13 protein-coding genes and 1 pseudogene are annotated in these 16,387 nt (G+C 62.0%); 2 read left to right on the top strand and 12 right to left on the bottom strand.

Going from position 1 to position 16,387, the window contains the following annotated elements; genetic code table 11:
* Positions 1-290: 290 nt before the first annotated feature.
* Complete coding sequence (locus GEV38_RS01885; protein WP_015268657.1) at positions 291-1,331, top strand: low specificity L-threonine aldolase; 1,041 nt, start codon at positions 291-293, stop codon at positions 1,329-1,331.
* Positions 1,332-1,634: 303 nt separating this feature from the next.
* On the opposite strand, the gene GEV38_RS27965 is transcribed toward GEV38_RS01885, so the two are convergent.
* The 6 genes and pseudogenes from GEV38_RS27965 to gbcB form a co-directional block, all read right to left on the bottom strand.
* On the bottom strand, positions 1,635-2,363 hold the full coding sequence (locus GEV38_RS27965) for a methyl-accepting chemotaxis protein (RefSeq protein WP_371867753.1): 729 nt from the start codon (positions 2,361-2,363) through the stop codon (positions 1,635-1,637).
* Positions 2,364-2,498: 135 nt separating this feature from the next.
* A pseudogene (locus GEV38_RS27960) lies at positions 2,499-3,527 on the bottom strand (cache domain-containing protein); the annotation flags it as partial.
* 223 nt (positions 3,528-3,750) lie between these two features.
* Complete coding sequence (locus GEV38_RS01875; RefSeq protein ID WP_003257516.1) at positions 3,751-4,053, bottom strand: cell division protein ZapA; 303 nt, start codon at positions 4,051-4,053, stop codon at positions 3,751-3,753.
* Positions 4,050-4,280, bottom strand: a complete 231-nt coding sequence (locus GEV38_RS01870; RefSeq protein ID WP_003257514.1) for a hypothetical protein — start codon at positions 4,278-4,280, stop codon at positions 4,050-4,052. Before GEV38_RS01870 ends, GEV38_RS01875 begins: the two co-directional genes overlap by 4 nt.
* Positions 4,281-4,622: 342 nt before the next feature.
* Positions 4,623-5,330: an RHS repeat-associated core domain-containing protein gene (locus GEV38_RS01865; RefSeq protein ID WP_239688303.1), complete on the bottom strand. Its 708-nt coding sequence runs from the start codon at positions 5,328-5,330 to the stop codon at positions 4,623-4,625.
* Positions 5,331-5,448: 118 nt separating this feature from the next.
* Entirely contained in the window at positions 5,449-6,549 is a 1,101-nt protein-coding gene (gbcB, locus tag GEV38_RS01860; RefSeq protein ID WP_015268654.1) for a glycine-betaine demethylase subunit GbcB, read from the bottom strand.
* A 294-nt stretch (positions 6,550-6,843) separates the two neighbouring features.
* Here gbcB and gbcA point away from each other — a divergent pair, with 294 nt between their 5' ends.
* Positions 6,844-8,136 (top strand): glycine-betaine demethylase subunit GbcA, encoded by a 1,293-nt coding sequence (gbcA, locus tag GEV38_RS01855; protein WP_015268653.1) that lies wholly within the window; start codon positions 6,844-6,846, stop codon positions 8,134-8,136.
* A gap of 33 nt (positions 8,137-8,169) precedes the next feature.
* Here gbcA and GEV38_RS01850 read toward each other — a convergent pair whose 3' ends face one another.
* The 6 genes from GEV38_RS01850 to GEV38_RS01825 form a co-directional block, all read right to left on the bottom strand.
* The gene (locus GEV38_RS01850) at positions 8,170-8,838 is read right to left on the bottom strand and encodes an RHS repeat-associated core domain-containing protein (protein WP_232873974.1); all 669 of its coding nucleotides are present in this window, start codon (positions 8,836-8,838) and stop codon (positions 8,170-8,172) included.
* 768 nt (positions 8,839-9,606) lie between these two features.
* On the bottom strand, positions 9,607-10,377 hold the full coding sequence (locus tag GEV38_RS01845; RefSeq protein WP_003257512.1) for an electron transfer flavoprotein subunit beta: 771 nt from the start codon (positions 10,375-10,377) through the stop codon (positions 9,607-9,609).
* Positions 10,378-10,387: 10 nt separating this feature from the next.
* The gene (locus GEV38_RS01840) at positions 10,388-11,620 is read right to left on the bottom strand and encodes an electron transfer flavoprotein subunit alpha/FixB family protein (protein ID WP_015268651.1); all 1,233 of its coding nucleotides are present in this window, start codon (positions 11,618-11,620) and stop codon (positions 10,388-10,390) included.
* Positions 11,620-13,572, bottom strand: coding sequence for a dimethylglycine demethylation protein DgcB (gene dgcB / locus GEV38_RS01835; protein WP_054573674.1), 1,953 nt, complete (start codon positions 13,570-13,572; stop codon positions 11,620-11,622). Before dgcB ends, GEV38_RS01840 begins: the two co-directional genes overlap by 1 nt.
* A gap of 177 nt (positions 13,573-13,749) precedes the next feature.
* On the bottom strand, positions 13,750-15,810 hold the full coding sequence (dgcA, locus tag GEV38_RS01830) for a dimethylglycine demethylation protein DgcA (protein WP_025337383.1): 2,061 nt from the start codon (positions 15,808-15,810) through the stop codon (positions 13,750-13,752).
* A gap of 15 nt (positions 15,811-15,825) precedes the next feature.
* On the bottom strand, positions 15,826-16,356 hold the full coding sequence (locus GEV38_RS01825; protein ID WP_013970507.1) for a DUF5943 domain-containing protein: 531 nt from the start codon (positions 16,354-16,356) through the stop codon (positions 15,826-15,828).
* Positions 16,357-16,387 lie beyond the last annotated feature (31 nt).

Below are 16,387 nucleotides of genomic sequence, written 5' to 3'. Positions count from 1 at the left end.
CTTTGTGGCGATGTTATGACTGGCCGGGGCGGGTCAGATGCCTGCGCACGCCTTGCAATGGCGCGTTTACGACATTCGTTTTGCACTGGCCTCTCTGGCCTCATCGCCGGCAAGCCGGCTCCCACAGGAATGACATTGCTCTCAAGCCCTGTGGAGTACCTGTGGGAGCCAGCTTGCCGGCGATAGGCCCAGTACAGGCACCGCTGAAATCAGCCGATGCACCGCTTGTATAGGCAACTGCTGAATCGATGGTTTAGAGTGCTGTTCTGCGTCGTTCACAGGACAGTGTCATGACAGATAAGAGCCAACAATTCGCCAGCGACAACTATTCCGGCATCTGCCCCGAAGCCTGGGCAGCGATGGAAAAGGCCAACCATGGCCACGACCGCGCCTACGGCGACGACCAGTGGACCGAACGCGCCGCGGAATACTTCCGCAAGCTGTTCGAAACCGACTGCGAGGTGTTCTTCGCCTTCAACGGCACCGCCGCCAACTCCCTGGCCCTGGCCTCGCTGTGCCAGAGCTACCACAGCGTGATCTGCTCCGAGACCGCCCACGTCGAAACCGACGAGTGCGGTGCGCCGGAGTTCTTCTCCAACGGCTCCAAGCTGCTGACCGCGCCCAGCGTCAACGGCAAGCTGACACCACAGTCGATCCGCGAAGTGGCGCTGAAGCGTCAGGACATCCACTACCCCAAGCCACGGGTGGTGACCATTACCCAGGCCACCGAGGTGGGCACCGTCTATCGCCCCGACGAGCTGAAGGCGATCAGCGCCACCTGCAAGGAGCTGGGGCTGAACCTGCACATGGACGGCGCACGCTTCAGCAATGCCTGCTCGTTCCTGGGCTGCAGCCCGGCAGAGCTGACCTGGAAGGCCGGTGTCGATGTACTGTGCTTTGGCGGCACCAAGAACGGCATGGCGGTGGGCGAGGCGATCCTGTTCTTCAACCGCCAACTGGCCGAGGACTTCGACTACCGCTGCAAGCAGGCCGGGCAACTGGCATCGAAGATGCGCTTCCTGTCGGCGCCTTGGGTGGGCCTGCTGGAAGATGGCGCCTGGCTTCGCCATGGCACGCATGCCAACCATTGCGCGCAGTTGCTCGCCTCGCTGGTGAGTGACTTGCCGGGGGTGGAGCTGATGTTCCCGGTCGAGGCCAACGGGGTGTTTCTGCAGATGCCAGAGCACGCGATCGACGCACTGCGCGCCAAGGGGTGGCGGTTCTATACCTTCATTGGTAGCGGCGGGGCGCGGTTCATGTGCTCGTGGGATACCGAGCAAGAGCGGGTGCGCGAGCTGGCGGCGGATATCCGCAGCATCATCGGCGCCTGACAGCCCGCATTCGCGGGCATGCCCGCTCTCATAGAGCAACACATGACTCATTGGTTCGGCGAGGCCCTGTAGGAGCAGCCTTGTGCTGCGAAGAGGCCGGGGCTGACAAAGCCTGTCTATTGGCTGTACCGGCCTCTTCGCAGCACAAGGCTGCTCCTACAAAGGACGCGTCAGACGAGCGATATTGGTTCTCTGCGCGACAGCGCAGCCCAAAGGGTTGGGCAATCTCCCACAGGAACATCGCAGCCGTCGAGAGCTGTGCAGTACCTGTGGGAGCGGGCAAGCCCGCGAAGAAGCCCTGATCTAAAGCCTGAACCCACCCATCTGCCGCGCCAGGTCATCCGCCAAGCCACGCAGCGCCTGGCACTCTTCACGACAGCCCTGCACCTCCGCCGCGGTCTCCCGCGCCAGGTCGGAAATCCCCTGCACCGTACGATTGATCTCCTCGGTCACCGCCGACTGCTCTTCGGTCGCAGTAGCTACCTGATGGTTCATGTCGCTGATGTGCTCGACCTGGTCAGTGATCGCCCCCAATGACGCTCCGGTGCGCTGGCTCGACTCCACCCCGCTACCCGTCGCCTGCTGCCCAGCCTGCATCGAACTCACAGCCGAACCCGCGCCCTGCTTCAAGCGCTGGATCATCTGCTGCACTTCGTCGGTGGACAGCTGCGTGCGCCGGGCCAAGGTACGCACCTCATCGGCCACCACGGCAAACCCACGGCCCATCTCCCCTGCCCTGGCCGCCTCGATGGCGGCATTCAGCGCCAGCAGGTTGGTTTGCTCGGAAATACTACGGATAACCGCAAGAACTTCGTCGATCGAAGCTACTTCCTCGGCCAGCTGGCTGACTGCATCGGCCGCCTTGCCGATATCACCCGACATCCCCTCGATACCACGGATCGAGCGTTGCACCACTTCACGCGCCTGCAGGGCTTCGTCCCTCGCCGACTGCGAGGCCTGGGCCGCATCACCGGCATTGCGGGCAATGTCCTGCACGGTCAAACCCATTTCGTGCACGGCGGTAGCGACCATTTCGGTCATTTCCTGCTGGCGCCCGGAACGCTCGGCGGTGTTGTCCACCACCTGTGTCACCTGCTCGACCGCCAGGTGCAGCCGCTCGGAAGTGTGCAATACCTCGCCGATCAACCGGCGCTGGCTGTCGAGGAAGCGGTTGAAACCACGCGCCAGGTCGCCCAGTTCGTTCTGGCGTGAATCGTCCAGCCGGTGGCTGAGGTCACCCGCGCCGCTGCCAATCTGCACCAGCGCCGCTGTCACGCGGCGGATCGGCCGCACCAGGCCACGCGCCAGCAGCACCACCAGCAGCAGCGACACCAGGGCCACGGCACCACCGATCAGGCTGGTCAGCCATACCGCCTGGTGCATTGGCGCGTAGATTTCCTCCTCGGGCACCTCGGCCACCAGGGTCCAGTTGAGGTCGCGAAGGGGCAGTCCGAGCGCCAGGTAGCTTTCGCCGTCACGGCTGAAGCGGCTGCTGCGCAGGCCTTCGCCGCCAGTCATCAGCACCTTGGCGGCATCCGCGCCGAGCTGTTCGGTGAGCTGGCGTTTGCCGCTGAAGGCAGCGTCCGGATGAACCTGGATCAGGCCATCGTTACGCACCAGGAACACCTTCCCGTGCTCGCCAAATTTGAAGTCATGGATCAGCTTCGACAGTTCGGTCATGCGCAGGCCCATACCGGCCACACCGACCAGTTGGCCATTCTTTTCCACGCGATAATCGATGAACAGCGCGAGCTCGCCGGTGGCACCGTCGATGTCGATGTTGATCAGGCGTTCGGCACCGCTGTCGATGTAGCCGTAGAACCATTTGTCCTTGGGATTGCTGCGGCTGAGGGTACGGTCCAGGCCATTCTCGTTGTAGTAGTGGCCGGTGTCGGTCGAGACGAACAAAGTGGTGAAGGCCTGGTTGCGCTGCTTGGCGGCGGTCAGGTATTCGATGAATGGAGCGGCATGGGCGGGGTCTTCACCGGCGGCAAGCCAGTCGCGCAGCAGGGTGTTGCCGGCAATATCTGCCGCCGCCACCAGCGGCTGTCCGAGCATGCGCTCGATGTCGTTGCGGATGGCCTCGATGCTGGCGGGCAGCGCGGTATCGACCAGGTAGCGTTCGGTGAGACGGTTGAGCGCCACCGTGAAAATGATGACCACCACCAGGATGCTCGCCAGCAGGGCTGCGCCCATGCTGGAAATCAACTGCCACTGGATGCTTTTACGCCAGATACGCATGCCCTACTCCCCGCATAATTATTGTTTTGCGGAAAGTGTATACACTTGCGTATCCAGTTAATCCAGTGACCTGAAGCAATCAGATACCCTGTGGGAGCGGGTTTACCCGCGAATGCGATGCTGAATGCACTGACGCATTCACGGGTGAATCCGCTCCCACAGAGGTCAATGTAAGACCTTATTGTTCGGCTATGGTCCGCACGATGGCGTCCACCGTGGCATCGATCTGCGCCTGTGTACGCTCCAGCGTCTTGCGGTGCTCATCCTGCAGCTCGATCTGCCGCGAACACAGGTTCAGCGCGGCCAGCACCAGCAGCTTGTCGCCGATCAGGGTCGGGTACTGACGCTTGGTCTGGGCCAGGGCGGTGTTGAGCATCTGCACCGCCTGGGCCAGGGTCGCTTCCTGGCCTTCAGGCGCCTTGATCGAATAGTCGTTGCCGAGGATCGACACGACATTGATCGGCTGCGCTCGCAGTGTCATGCGCCTACGACGCCGGCGTTGGCGCGCTCGAGCAGGGCCTGCAGGCGTGCGGCGGTGCTGCCGTTCTTCTCTTCCTGCTCCATCAGCGACAGCTGCAGGGTTTCGTTCTCTTCCTTGGCCTGGGCCAGTTCCTGACCGAGGGCGGCGTTCTGCTCGGTGAGTTGAGCGTTCTTCTGCATCAGGTCGCTGACCAGTTGCTCGATTTGATTCAGGGAAGCTTCCAGCATGGGTCTATCTCAGGTTGTTGCGAGGGGCGCACACGATAAAGAAAAGTGCGGCCCATCGCCATTAAATATCGGATTCACAAAGTGTCTAACCCGCAGATTGACAGGGTAGCCGGCCCCTTGTTCCGACCTGGATCAACCGCCGGTCAGGAAAAGGACTGACGAAAGCGCCCGTGGCCAGCAGCAGAACAACGAAATCGAACAGGCGGCCAGCCCCCTCATCGAGATGATCAGCGCTGTGGAAGAAGTGGCGCGGAAAGTGGACGCAACCTGGCGAACATCAATGAGCTGTCGGTGCAGAGTGCTACCGGGGCGCAACAGGCCCGTGCGGTGATTGCAGAATTGTCACGCCTTGCCTTGGACTTTAATGGGTTGGCGAGATGCAGCCCTGATCTGTTCAGCAAGCGCCAAGGGGCTTGGAGACTCGCTGGCGGTGGTAGGGCCAACGAAGGGCGAAAATTCAGCCCCAGCCAAATCCATCATGAGAGGCCCAAAACTATTCTCAACCTCTTTCTGCAGCGCCCTGCCGACTGAAAATCCTTTTAACCCGGCCTTCACAATACTCCCAGCAGTCGCCAACTCTTTACCACCAGGTACTCCGTAAAAAGCCAGGCTGCCTCCGATACCGGCCGTCCATTTAGCCGCTTCAGCCAACACCTTCAATCCAGCTGGACGAGCCCAAGCTGCTTTAATCCGCGAGCCTAGCCATATCGCGCTTTTGAGAAACGAGAGAATGCTGAATGCTCCGCTCGGATCTTGCCTGTTAACCGGATCTCCCAAGCAATAGGCATAAGCATTGATACCCCCCTTGGAAAATGGGCTCAGCTGGTCTGCAGACAAGAATCGCCTTGATGCGGAGCTATATGCTCTTCTGCCATTGCCGAGCAGATAAAAGCCTGTGAGGTTATCTCGGCGCTCGCCATTAAATGCGAGTACCCAAGCAGCATTGCCTGGATGTGCACCATAGGGGTCATATGCGCCGTGTGTTCTGCAGTGGCTGCGGTAAAACACTGAACCGCTCATATCCACAACTAGCAAATGGCAACGGTTCATGCTCAATACTCAAAGAGGACTGAGGCAATTCTATTTGGTACCTCGGGTAATCTGGAACTGTCGGAAATACCAGTTGTGAAACAGAACAGGGCCGCTTTGCGGCCCTGGGAACACAGGATCAGTAATCGATCCGCACATCCCCTTTCGGCACACTGCAGCACGACAGGATGTAGCCCTCGGCTTCGTCCTCTTCGGTAATGCCGCCGTTGTGCTCCATCTCCACTTCGCCGCCCAGCTTGAGCACCTTGCAGGTGCCGCAAATGCCCATACCGCAGGCTTTCGGGATCATCAGGCCAACCTTGGCCGCCGCCGCGTGCACGGTCTCGCCCGGGGCGATGCGGATGCTCTTCTCGCTGCCGATGAACTCCACCAGGTTGAGGTCGGCCGCATCCAGTTCCGGCGCGTCGGCAGCCTGCTCGGCATGCTCCACCGCATCGGCCTTGGCCTCAGGCGGCGTCGCACCGAACGATTCCTCGTGATAGTTCTTCATGTCGAAGCCGACCGCTTCGAGCATGCGCTTGACCGCAGTCATGTATGGCGTCGGGCCGCAGCAGAACACCACACGGTCCATGTAGTCCGGCGCGATCAGCTCCATCAGGCGCTGGTTGAGGTAACCGCGATAACCCGCCCACGGCTCACCCAGGCCATGCTTTTCACAAATGATGTGCAGGCTGAAATTGGGGATGCGCGAGGCCATCTGCTCCAGTTCACGATGGTAGATGATGTCCTTCGGCGAACGGGCGCTGTGCACGAACACCATGTCGACATTGCCGTTGGTGTCGTAGAACCAGCGCGCCATCGACATGACCGGGGTGATCCCGACACCGCCCGAGAGGTACAGCACCTTTTGCGCCGGGAAATCGATGGCGTTGAACAGCCCCACCGGGCCATGCACCGGCAGCTCGGCGCCTTCGTGCATGGTGTCGTGAAGGAAGTTGGACACCAGGCCGCCCGGTACGCGCTTGACCGTGATCGAGAAGCTGTAGGGCACCGAGGGTGAACTGGAGATGGTGTAGGAGCGCATCACCGGCTTGCCTTCGATCTCCAGCTCCAGGGTGACGAACTGCCCCGGCTTGAAGAAGAACATGATCGGTTGATCGGCCATGAAGCAGAAGGTGCGCACGTCCCAGGTCTCCTGGATGACCTTGACGCAGCGCACGATGTGGCGGCCGTTGGCCCAGGTCTGGGTAGTGACCGGATTGAGGAAGGTATCGGACATGTTCATCTCCAGCAGCCGACTATTGGCCGTTTTATGGCTTGGATAATGCGCAAGCTGAAGACGACGTACATTCCTGCCAGCGACATCGGCGTGCTTATCGCGACCAGCCCCGCACTGCAAGGGCTGGCGCGTCGTAATTCAAATCGGCCATGTCGCCCATGGATACGGTTCATGACGCCTTCGGACGCACACTCCACGGCAAAACAACTAGCTGTTTCTGATGAGCAGCCTTGCGGCACCACAACAACGATTAGCCACCTTTTGCCGGCCGCACACGGCCCCGAGGAATACACGATGGACGTCACCGCAACCCTGAGCCTGGGCGATCCACTGGAACCTGCACGCAAGGCCACCGCCGAGATGCTGCAGACCCGCGAGCGCACCTACTCGCTGCCCCAGCCTTTCTACACCGACGAGCGTCTGTTCCAGATCGACATGCAGGAGATCTTCCACAAGGAGTGGCTGATCGCGGGGCTGGTAAGCGAGATTCCGACAAAGGGCAACTTCCTGACCCTGCAGATCGGCAAGAACCCGATCATCGTGATCCGTGGTGCCGAGGGTAAGGTGCATGCCTTCCATAACGTCTGCCGCCACCGCGGCTCGCGTCTGTGCACCAGCGAAAAAGGCAAGGTGGCCAAGCTGGTCTGCCCTTACCACCAGTGGACCTACGAGCTGGACGGCCGCTTGCTGTTCGCCGGCACTGAAATGGGCGCCGACTTCGACATGAACCAGTATGGCCTGAAGCCGGTGAACGTGAAGGTCGCTGGCGGCTACATCTTCATCAGCCTGGCGGAAAACCCGCCCGCCATCGACGAGTTCCTGGCCACCCTGGACCACTACATGGAACCGTACGATATGGAAAACACCAAGGTGGCGGTACAAACCACCTTGATGGAAAAGGCCAACTGGAAACTGGTGCTGGAAAACAACCGCGAGTGCTACCACTGCAATGGGTCGCACCCTGAACTGCTGAAAACCCTGCTGGAGTGGGACGACACCAACGACCCTCGCGCCGACCAGGCCTTCAAGGACCACGTAGCCGCCTCCGCCGCTGCCTGGGAAGCCGAGAAGATCCCGTACCTGCACAAGAGCCATGGCCTGCGTAACCGTATCGTGCGCATGCCGCTGCTCAAGGGGACCGTGTCGATGACCATGGATGGCAAGCAGGCATGCAAGAAGCTGATGGGCCGCATCAAGAACCCCGACCTGGGCTCGATGCGCATCCTGCACCTGCCACACTCCTGGAACCACTGCATGGGCGACCACATGATCGTGTTCACCGTGTGGCCGATCAGCGCCCAGGAAACCATGGTCACCACCAAGTGGCTGGTACACAAGGATGCCGTGGAAGGCGTGGACTACGACCCTGAGCAGATGCGCAAGGTCTGGGACGCAACCAACGATCAGGACCGTCGTTTGGCTGAAGAGAACCAGCGTGGGATCAACTCCACTGCTTATCAGCCTGGGCCTTACTCGAAGACCTACGAGTTTGGCGTGGTCAACTTCATTGACTGGTATAGCCAGCGCTTGCTGAACAATCTGGGCGCGGAACCTGCGCCTTACCTGAAAGAAGTGCAGGCGCAGTAACTGCCCGGGATAAGCGGATAGCGACAGATGTCGCTATCCGTATTTCTGGGATGGGGTCATGCCTCTGATCTCGGCCGCTGAAGTGTTCACATCATCTGCGGTAGGCGGAGATTCTCGCCGCCTCACAGCGACAGGCGTATCCGGTTTCCATGGCTTCTCCTGAGCCAGCCCCCATGCCTCATAGCCCGTCGTTGCGAGCGACACAACGGTCAGCGTAGCCAAGGCCCATGTCTGCCAGTTGTTTTCAGGATCGGCCGTTCTCACAACACCAATGGTCAACCCCGCAACGCCAGCGACCGCACTCACGCTGGACAAAGCCCAATCCTGTCGTGTTGGCGGCATAATCGACGGTGAAAGGCTTTCCACGGCAATTCTTCGACTAGCACCCACCTGCTTGACGAAAGCTCTGAATCGTAGCCCGCTGATAAACAGACCTAGCACGTTGGTAAGGATACTCAGCACTGGCAGTACATAATCCTCTGCCTTCTGCCCTGTGGGATCGCGGTGGTTGACCGGGTCACCAAGGCAGTACAAATAAGCATTGAGCCCGCCCTCGCCGAACGGGCTTTGCGTGTCGGGTGACTGGAAACGCATGAGCGAGGGTGTGTAGGTACGATGGCCATTTCCTAGTGGGTAATTCCCAGTCACTGGGTCCCGATACTCTCCACAAAATGCCAGCCCTGGTGCGCAGGCGGCGCTCATGACTCCATAAGGCGCATAAGCACGGGGGCCGCCGGGATACGTACCCAGTACAGAGTGCTGCCGATCGGCATTTAGCAGGTATGTCGCCATGAGTTATTCACAAATACGAAGACCTGTGGATACGGTAATGGTCGGTTGAACATTTGCGTACTGGCAAAAATGTCAGGTAGGACCTTGATCATTATTTGACCATATCAGCCAAGGTCGCGTATTAACTGGGCTACAGCGGAGTTCATACATCTTGTCCACAGAAACACCAACAGACTTTGTGGGCAACCAATGAGCTTTTTGCTATCGCCCTGTTGATAAGTGACCCAAGGGCTTGATTTTCAGGCATCGCGTAGCATCCGGGCGGGATTGTTCAATTTTTGAACAGATCTGCCAAAGCCTTTGACTACGCCGCTTACAGGTGATGCCGAACAGATTATCCACAGACCGGCTAACAGCGATTGTGGGCCAAATCAGCAGGGTGCTGCCGTGCTTTGCATGCGAAGGCAGGGATAATACTGATCGTTTTTTGATCAAAAGCTTGGAGGTCACGTCATACAAGGGCTGCGGCCATGCGCCAACACTTTATCCACACCTTGGCGAACAGATTCGGTGGGCAAAAGCGACCGATCGAGGCTGTGTATGGAATGTAGGAGCGGCCTTGTGTCGCGATGGGCCGCAGCGCGGCCCCAGGATCTCGACTACGAATCAAGATAACCGGAGCTGCTGCGCAGCCCATCGCGACACAAGGCCGCTCCTACACCGGGACCGCGTGAGGCTCTAGCGCAGCACGCCTTCTTCCACCAGCAGCTTGAGGATGGCCTCGGCGCCTTCCTGTGGAGAAACGTCCTTCAATACCTTGCCACCGCCACCACTGGCCTTGGCCGTCGCCGCCTTCATCCGGTCGGCACCGCTCTTGGCCTTGATCACCTTAAGCCGCTTGGGCCGTGGGCGGGCTGGCTGCAGTTCGGCTTCGGCCAGCAGTTCGTCCTCGACGATAGCCACGTTGCGTGCCGCCAACACACCCCGACGCGCCGGCCCGAAAGCGCTCTGGCGCGGCTTGGGCGCAGCGTTATCCACAGTCGCCAGCAACGGCAGACGCACCTTCAGCCGACGCCGCTGACCGCGCGGCAGCGCCTGCAATACCTGGGCGGTGCCGTTGTCGATCGACTCCACTTCAGCCAACCCCACAATCAGCGGCCAGCCGAGCTTTTCGGCCAGCAGGAACGGCAACATGCCCGACCCTTCGCCGGTCTCGGCCTGGCTACCAGTCAGCACCAGCTGTGCCCCGGCATCGCGCAGGTAATCCCCGAGCACGCCCAGCACGTCGGCACCAGCCGGCTGCTCCAGCACATCCAGATGGTCCAGGCCCATCCCCAGGTAGGCGCGCAGCGCCTCTTCCCGTGGGTCGCCGGCATGCACCACCTGCAAGTTATCCCCAGCCAGCTGCAAACCCAGCTCCACGGCGCGCGCATCCTGCTCGGCGCGGCGAGCGCGGCCGGAGCTGGGGTGGGCACCGATGGAAACCAGGCTGATCACTTTCGTACTCATGCTCGTGCCCTTATGCCGCGTCGCGCTGGCCGCCGCTGCGGTAGTTGTCCACAGCCTCGATCAGTGCCTGGAGAATCGCCGAACTGTCGCCAATTACCGACAGGTCGGCCCGTTTGATCATGTCGCAGCCCGGGTCCATGTTGATCGCCACCACCTTGTCGCAGGCGCCGATGCCCTGCAGGTGCTGGATCGCGCCCGAGATACCCACAGCCACGTAGACCCGCGCGGTAACCCAGGTACCGGTGGCACCCACCTGGCGGTTGCGCGGCATGAAGCCATCGTCCACCGCCACCCGCGAGGCGCCTTCGGTGGCGCCGAGGGCCGCGGTGGCCTTGTGATACAGGTCCCAGTCCTTGACCCCGTTGCCGCCCGAGACGATGAACTCGGCTTCGGCCATGGCAATGGTGGCCGGGTCCACGGCCACCGAGCCGAGGTCTTCGATGCGCGACAGGCTGCGCGCCACGCTTGTGGACAACTCCACCGGCAGCGCTTCGTGACGGGTTTCGCTGACTGGCTCGGCGCACTCGGCCGCCGCCAGGATCAAGCGTGGTACGGCGCGCTGCAGGTCTTGGTGGCCGGCACCGGCACGGCCGATGCACTGGCCGTCCTTGACCTGCCATACCCGCGTCGCCGGGCGCTCGCCCAGTGCCGCGCCCAGGCGCCGGCCCAGTTCGCCGCCACCGGTGCGGCTGTCGGGCAGCAGCCAGTGGCGCGGGGTGAACTGGTTATCCACAGCCCGCAAGCCTTGTACCAGTTGCTCCGGTGCATAACCTTCGAAAGCCTCGCCTTCGATGACCAGCAGGCGGTCTACCCCGGCTGTGGAAAAGTTGCTTTCCTTGTGCTCGCCAAACACCACTGCCAGCACCGCACCGTCGCTGCCGGCCAGACTGTGGGCCAGGCCGAGCAGGTCGCGGTCGTGGCTGCTCAGGCGGCCGCCGACCATGTCTGGCACCACGGCGATGTAGAACGCCGGCGCCGGCACCTGGTGCAGCGGCAGCTTGACCTCGGCCGCCGCCGTGCGTCGCCCGCCCACGGCGGTGCCCTGCTGGGCGCCGCTGCGGTCGATGCGCTTGATGCCGGCCGGGCCGATGAAGCCTGCGGCAATCGCATGGGGGTTCTTGCGGATGAGGCCGTTGGGCCCCATCCAGCTGGTCTGCTGCGTCTGCATCGCTGCATGCAGCGGGTGCAGACGGTTACGGGCGATCCACTCGGCGCGTGGGTCGCGGCGGATAATGTCGCTCATCAGTGCACCTCCGCAGGTTCACGTTTGGCCGTTTGCGGCTTTGGGGCAGAGGGCGCGTCCTCTTCGATCAGCACGTCGGCCACCAGTTCGGCCAGGTCCTTGATCTGCGGGCGCGGTTCGACCACACCTTCGAGCATGGCGGTGCACTGTGGGCAACCCACAGCTACCAGCTCGGCCTCGGTCTCGCGGATGTCGTCCATGCGCATGTCCGGGATACGCTGCTTGCCAGGGATGTCGGTGATCGGCGCACCGCCACCACCGCCGCAGCAACGGGAACGGAAGCCCGAGCGCTGCATCTCGCGCACTTCGATACCCAGGGCCTTGAGCACGGTACGCGGAGCTTCGTACTCACCGTTGTAACGACCCAGGTAGCACGGGTCGTGGTAAGTGACGCTGCCACCCTTGTGCTGGCCGAGGTTGAGCTTGTTGGCCGCAATCAGTTCGGCGATGTAGGTGCTGTGGTGCTGCACCTGGTAGTCGCCGCCCAGGGCGCCGTACTCGTTCTTCAGCACGTGGAAGCTGTGCGGGTCGCAGGTGACGATGCGCTGGAACTTGTACTTGGCCAGGGTCTGGATATTGCGTTTGGCCAGTTGCTGGAAGGTCGCTTCATCGCCCAGACGACGCGCCACGTCGCCGCTGTCGCGCTCTTCCAGGCCGAGCACGGCAAAGTCCACGCCCGACGCCTTGAGCACTTTGACGAACGAGCGCAGGGTGCGCTGGTTGCGCATGTCGAAGGCGCCGTCACCGACCCAGAACAGCACCTCGGTGGTTTTCACCTCCGACAGCAGTTGCAGGTTGAGGTCGGCGGCCCAGTTCATGCGCCCGCCAGGTGCGAAGCCGCCCGGGTTGTCGGTAGCGATCAGGTTGTCCAGCACTTCGGCGCCCTTGTTCGGGGTGGCGCCTTTTTCCAGGGTGAGGTGACGGCGCATGTCGACGATGGCATCGACGTGCTCGATCATCATCGGGCATTCCTCAACGCAGGCACGGCAGGTGGTACACGACCACAGCGTTTCGGCGTCGACCAGGCCATTGACGATCGGCTGGTGCGGGTGGCCGCCATGCTCACCGATCGGTTTGCCCGGGTATGGGCTGCCGGCAAACTGCGCGTCAGTACCACCGGCCAGGCCGATGACCATGTCCTGGATGAGCTTTTTCGGGTTCAGCGGCTGGCCGGCGGCAAAGGCCGGGCACATGGCTTCGCATTTACCGCACTGCACGCAGGCGTCGAAGCCCAGCAGCTGGTTCCAGGTGAAGTCCACCGGCTTTTCCACGCCCAGCGGCGCGTTCGGGTCTTCCAGGTCCAGCGGCTTGAGGCCGGTGGAACGGCCGCCGCCGAAGCGTTCGGCGCGACGGTGCCAGGCCAGGTGCAGGGCACCGGCGAAGGCGTGTTTCATCGGGCCGCCCCAGGTCATGCCGAAGAACAGCTCCGACACGCCCCACAGCACGCCCAGGCCGAGAATGCCCACCATCACCCAGCCACCGGTGTTGGCCGGCAGGATGCCGGCGACCGGCAAGGTGGCGATGAAGAAGCTCACGGCAAACGCCAGCAGGCTCTTCGGCAGGCGCATCCACGGGCCCTTGGACAGGCGCGAAGGCGGGTTGAGGCGGCGCTTGAAGACGAAGATGGCGCCGCTGAACATGATCACCGTGGCCACCAGCAACGCGTAGCCGAGGATCTTGCTCTGCAGGCCGAAGCCGTGCACCAGGATCGCCAGTACGGCCGACAGCACGAAGCCGCCAGCGGTGGCCACGTGGGTCTTGGACATGTACTTGTCGCGCTCGACCACATGGTGCAGGTCCACCAGGTAGCGGCGCGGCATGGCCAGCAGGCCGCCGATCAGGTTGACCTTGGACGGCCGGCCACGCCGCCACATGCGCACCCGGCGCAGGGCGCCGAGCACTGCCAGGCCAAGGGCAGCGAACAGCAGGATAGGTAGAAGGGTGTTCAACATGGGAGGCTCCCACAACAGCTGGATTCTTGCGCCACTCTGAAGGTGGGATTGGCCCCTTGTGGGAGCGGGTTTACCCGCGAATGCGTCAGATCAGACAACTCTGTTGCTTGTGCTGACGCTTTCGCGGGTGAACCCGCTCCCACAGGGACCGCGCCCGGTGGCGACGATTTTTCTCGATCAGAAGTCCTTGCACAGGCGCAAGGCGTCGTAGATCGCCGCATGCACGTTGCGCTGGGCCACGCAGTCGCCGATGCGGTACAGCAGGTAGCCTTCGCCCGGCTGGCTGAGGATCGGCTGTGGCTTGATGGCGAACAGTGCCTCCACGTCGATCTGGCCTTTGTTGCGCGAACCTTCCTTCAGTGCGTAGTACAGCTGCTCGTCAGGACGCACGCCGTTCTCCACCACCACCTGGTCGACCACGCGCTCTTCCTTGGCGCCGGTGTATTCGTTTTCCAGCACCGCCACCAGCTTGTCGCCTTCGCGGTAGACCTTTTCCAGCATCATGTCGCCGGTCATGATCACTTCTTTCGGGTACATGCTGCGGTAGTAGGTCGGGAAGGTAGTACCGCCCATGGCCACACCCGGCTTGATGTCGTCGGTGACGATCTCGACCTGGCTGCCCTTGTCGGCGATGAAGTCAGCCACCGACATGCCGGTGAACTCGCAGATGGTGTCGTACACCAGCACGTTCTTGCCCGGCGCAACCTTGCCGTCGAGCACGTCCCAGCTGCTGACCACCAGCCCTTCGGCGGCGCCCCAGTGCTCGTTCTGCTCCAGGAAGGAATGCCCACCCACCGCCAGCACGATGATGTCCGGGCGCAGGTCCTGGATGGCAGCCACGTCGGCGGCGGTGCCCAGGCGCAGGTCGACCTTCAGGCGCGCCAGCTCCAGCTGGTACCAGCGGGTGATACCGGCGATCTGGTCGCGCTGCGGGGCCTTGGCGGCGATGGTGATCTGCCCGCCGATCTGCTCCTTCTTCTCGAACAGGGTCACATCGTGGCCACGTTCGGCAGCCACGCGGGCCGCTTCCATGCCGGCCGGGCCGGCGCCAACTACCACCACCTTGCGCTTGGCGCCGGTGGTCTTCTCGATGATATGCGGCACGCCCATGTATTCACGGGAGGTCGCGGCGTTCTGGATGCACAGTACATCCAGGCCCTGGTACTGGCGGTCGATGCAGTAGTTGGCACCGACGCACTGCTTGATCTGGTCGATCTGGCCCATCTTGATCTTGGCGATCAGGTGCGGGTCAGCCATGTGCGCACGGGTCATGCCGACCATGTCCACGTAGCCACCTTCGAGGATACGCGTGGCCTGGTTCGGGTCCTTGATGTTCTGCGCGTGCAGCACCGGGACCTTGACCACTTCCTTGATACCGGCCGCCAGGTGCAGGAACGGCTCCGGCGGGTAGCTCATGTTCGGGATTACGTTGGCCAGGGTGTTGTGGGTGTCGCAACCCGAACCGACCACGCCGATGAAGTCGAGCATGCCAGTGGCGTCGTAGTAGGCAGCGATCTGCTTCATGTCCTCGTGGCTGAGGCCATCGGGGTGGAACTCGTCGCCACAGATACGCATGCCCACGCAGAAGTCGTCACCGACCTCGGCGCGCACAGCCTTCAGTACTTCCAGGCCGAACTTCATGCGGCCTTCGAAGGTACCGCCCCATTCGTCGGTACGCTTGTTGACCCGCGGGCTCCAGAACTGGTCGATCATGTGCTGGTGCACGGCCGACAGTTCCACGCCGTCCAGGCCACCTTCCTTGGCGCGGCGGGCAGCTTGCGCGTAGTTGCCGATCACGCGCCAGATCTCTTCCACCTCGATGGTCTTGCAGGTGGCGCGGTGCACGGGTTCACGGATACCCGACGGCGACATCAGGGTCGGCCAGTTGAAGCCGTCCCAGCGCGAGCGACGGCCCATGTGGGTAATCTGGATCATGATCTTGGCGCCATGCTTGTGCATGGCGTCGGCCAGGTTCTGGAAGTGCGGGATGATGCGGTCGGTCGACAGGTTGACCGACGCCCACCACTCCTGCGGGCTGTCGATGGCCACCACCGACGAGCCGCCGCAGATCGCCAGGCCGATACCGCCCTTGGCCTTTTCTTCGTAGTACTTCACGTAGCGGTCGGTCGTCATGCCGCCGTCAGTGGCGTAGACCTCGGCGTGCGCGGTGCTGAGCACACGGTTGCGGATGGTCAGTTTACCGATCTGGATCGGCTGGAACATTGCTTCGAATGCCATGACGCTATCTCCGGCTTACAACGGCTTTGTAACGAACAGGCCATCTTCGTGGCCTTCTTCCGACCCGCCATAGACCTGTTCGGCCACGGTGCGGATCGAGCTGCCGCGGGCAGCGAGAATCTGGTCCATGGCGCCGGCGAACCAGCCGGTGAACATGTAGTCGACCTTGCGGCCGCACTTGCCATAGACGTACACGAACGCGGAGTGCTTGAGCTTGACGCTGCAGGTGCCCTTGTCGAGGTCGATGTCCTGGATTTCGAACAGGCCCCAGCCGCGCTGGCTCAGGCGCTTCATGTAGTGCTCGAACACCGCCACGCCTTCCAGGCCGTGGCACTCGGCTTCTTTTTCACACCAGTGCCAGGCGGACTTGTAGCCGGCCTTGTAGAGGATCTCGGCGTACTTGTCGGCGCCCAGGACTTCTTCGATGCCCATGTGGTTGTTGACGAAGAAATGGCGCGGCACATACAGCATCGGCAAGGCGTCGCTGGTCCAGACACCGGTCTCGCTGTCTACTTCGATTGGCAATTGCGGGGCGATCTTGGCCATGGAAACTCAACTCCATAAAATTTTTTATCGG

This window comes from Pseudomonas sp. 13159349 (assembly GCF_013305685.1).
In the GTDB taxonomy this organism is placed as follows: domain Bacteria; phylum Pseudomonadota; class Gammaproteobacteria; order Pseudomonadales; family Pseudomonadaceae; genus Aquipseudomonas; species Aquipseudomonas asiatica.
The sequence above is the reverse complement of the archived record's forward strand: the minus strand, read 5'-3'. Positions and strand labels throughout refer to the sequence as shown.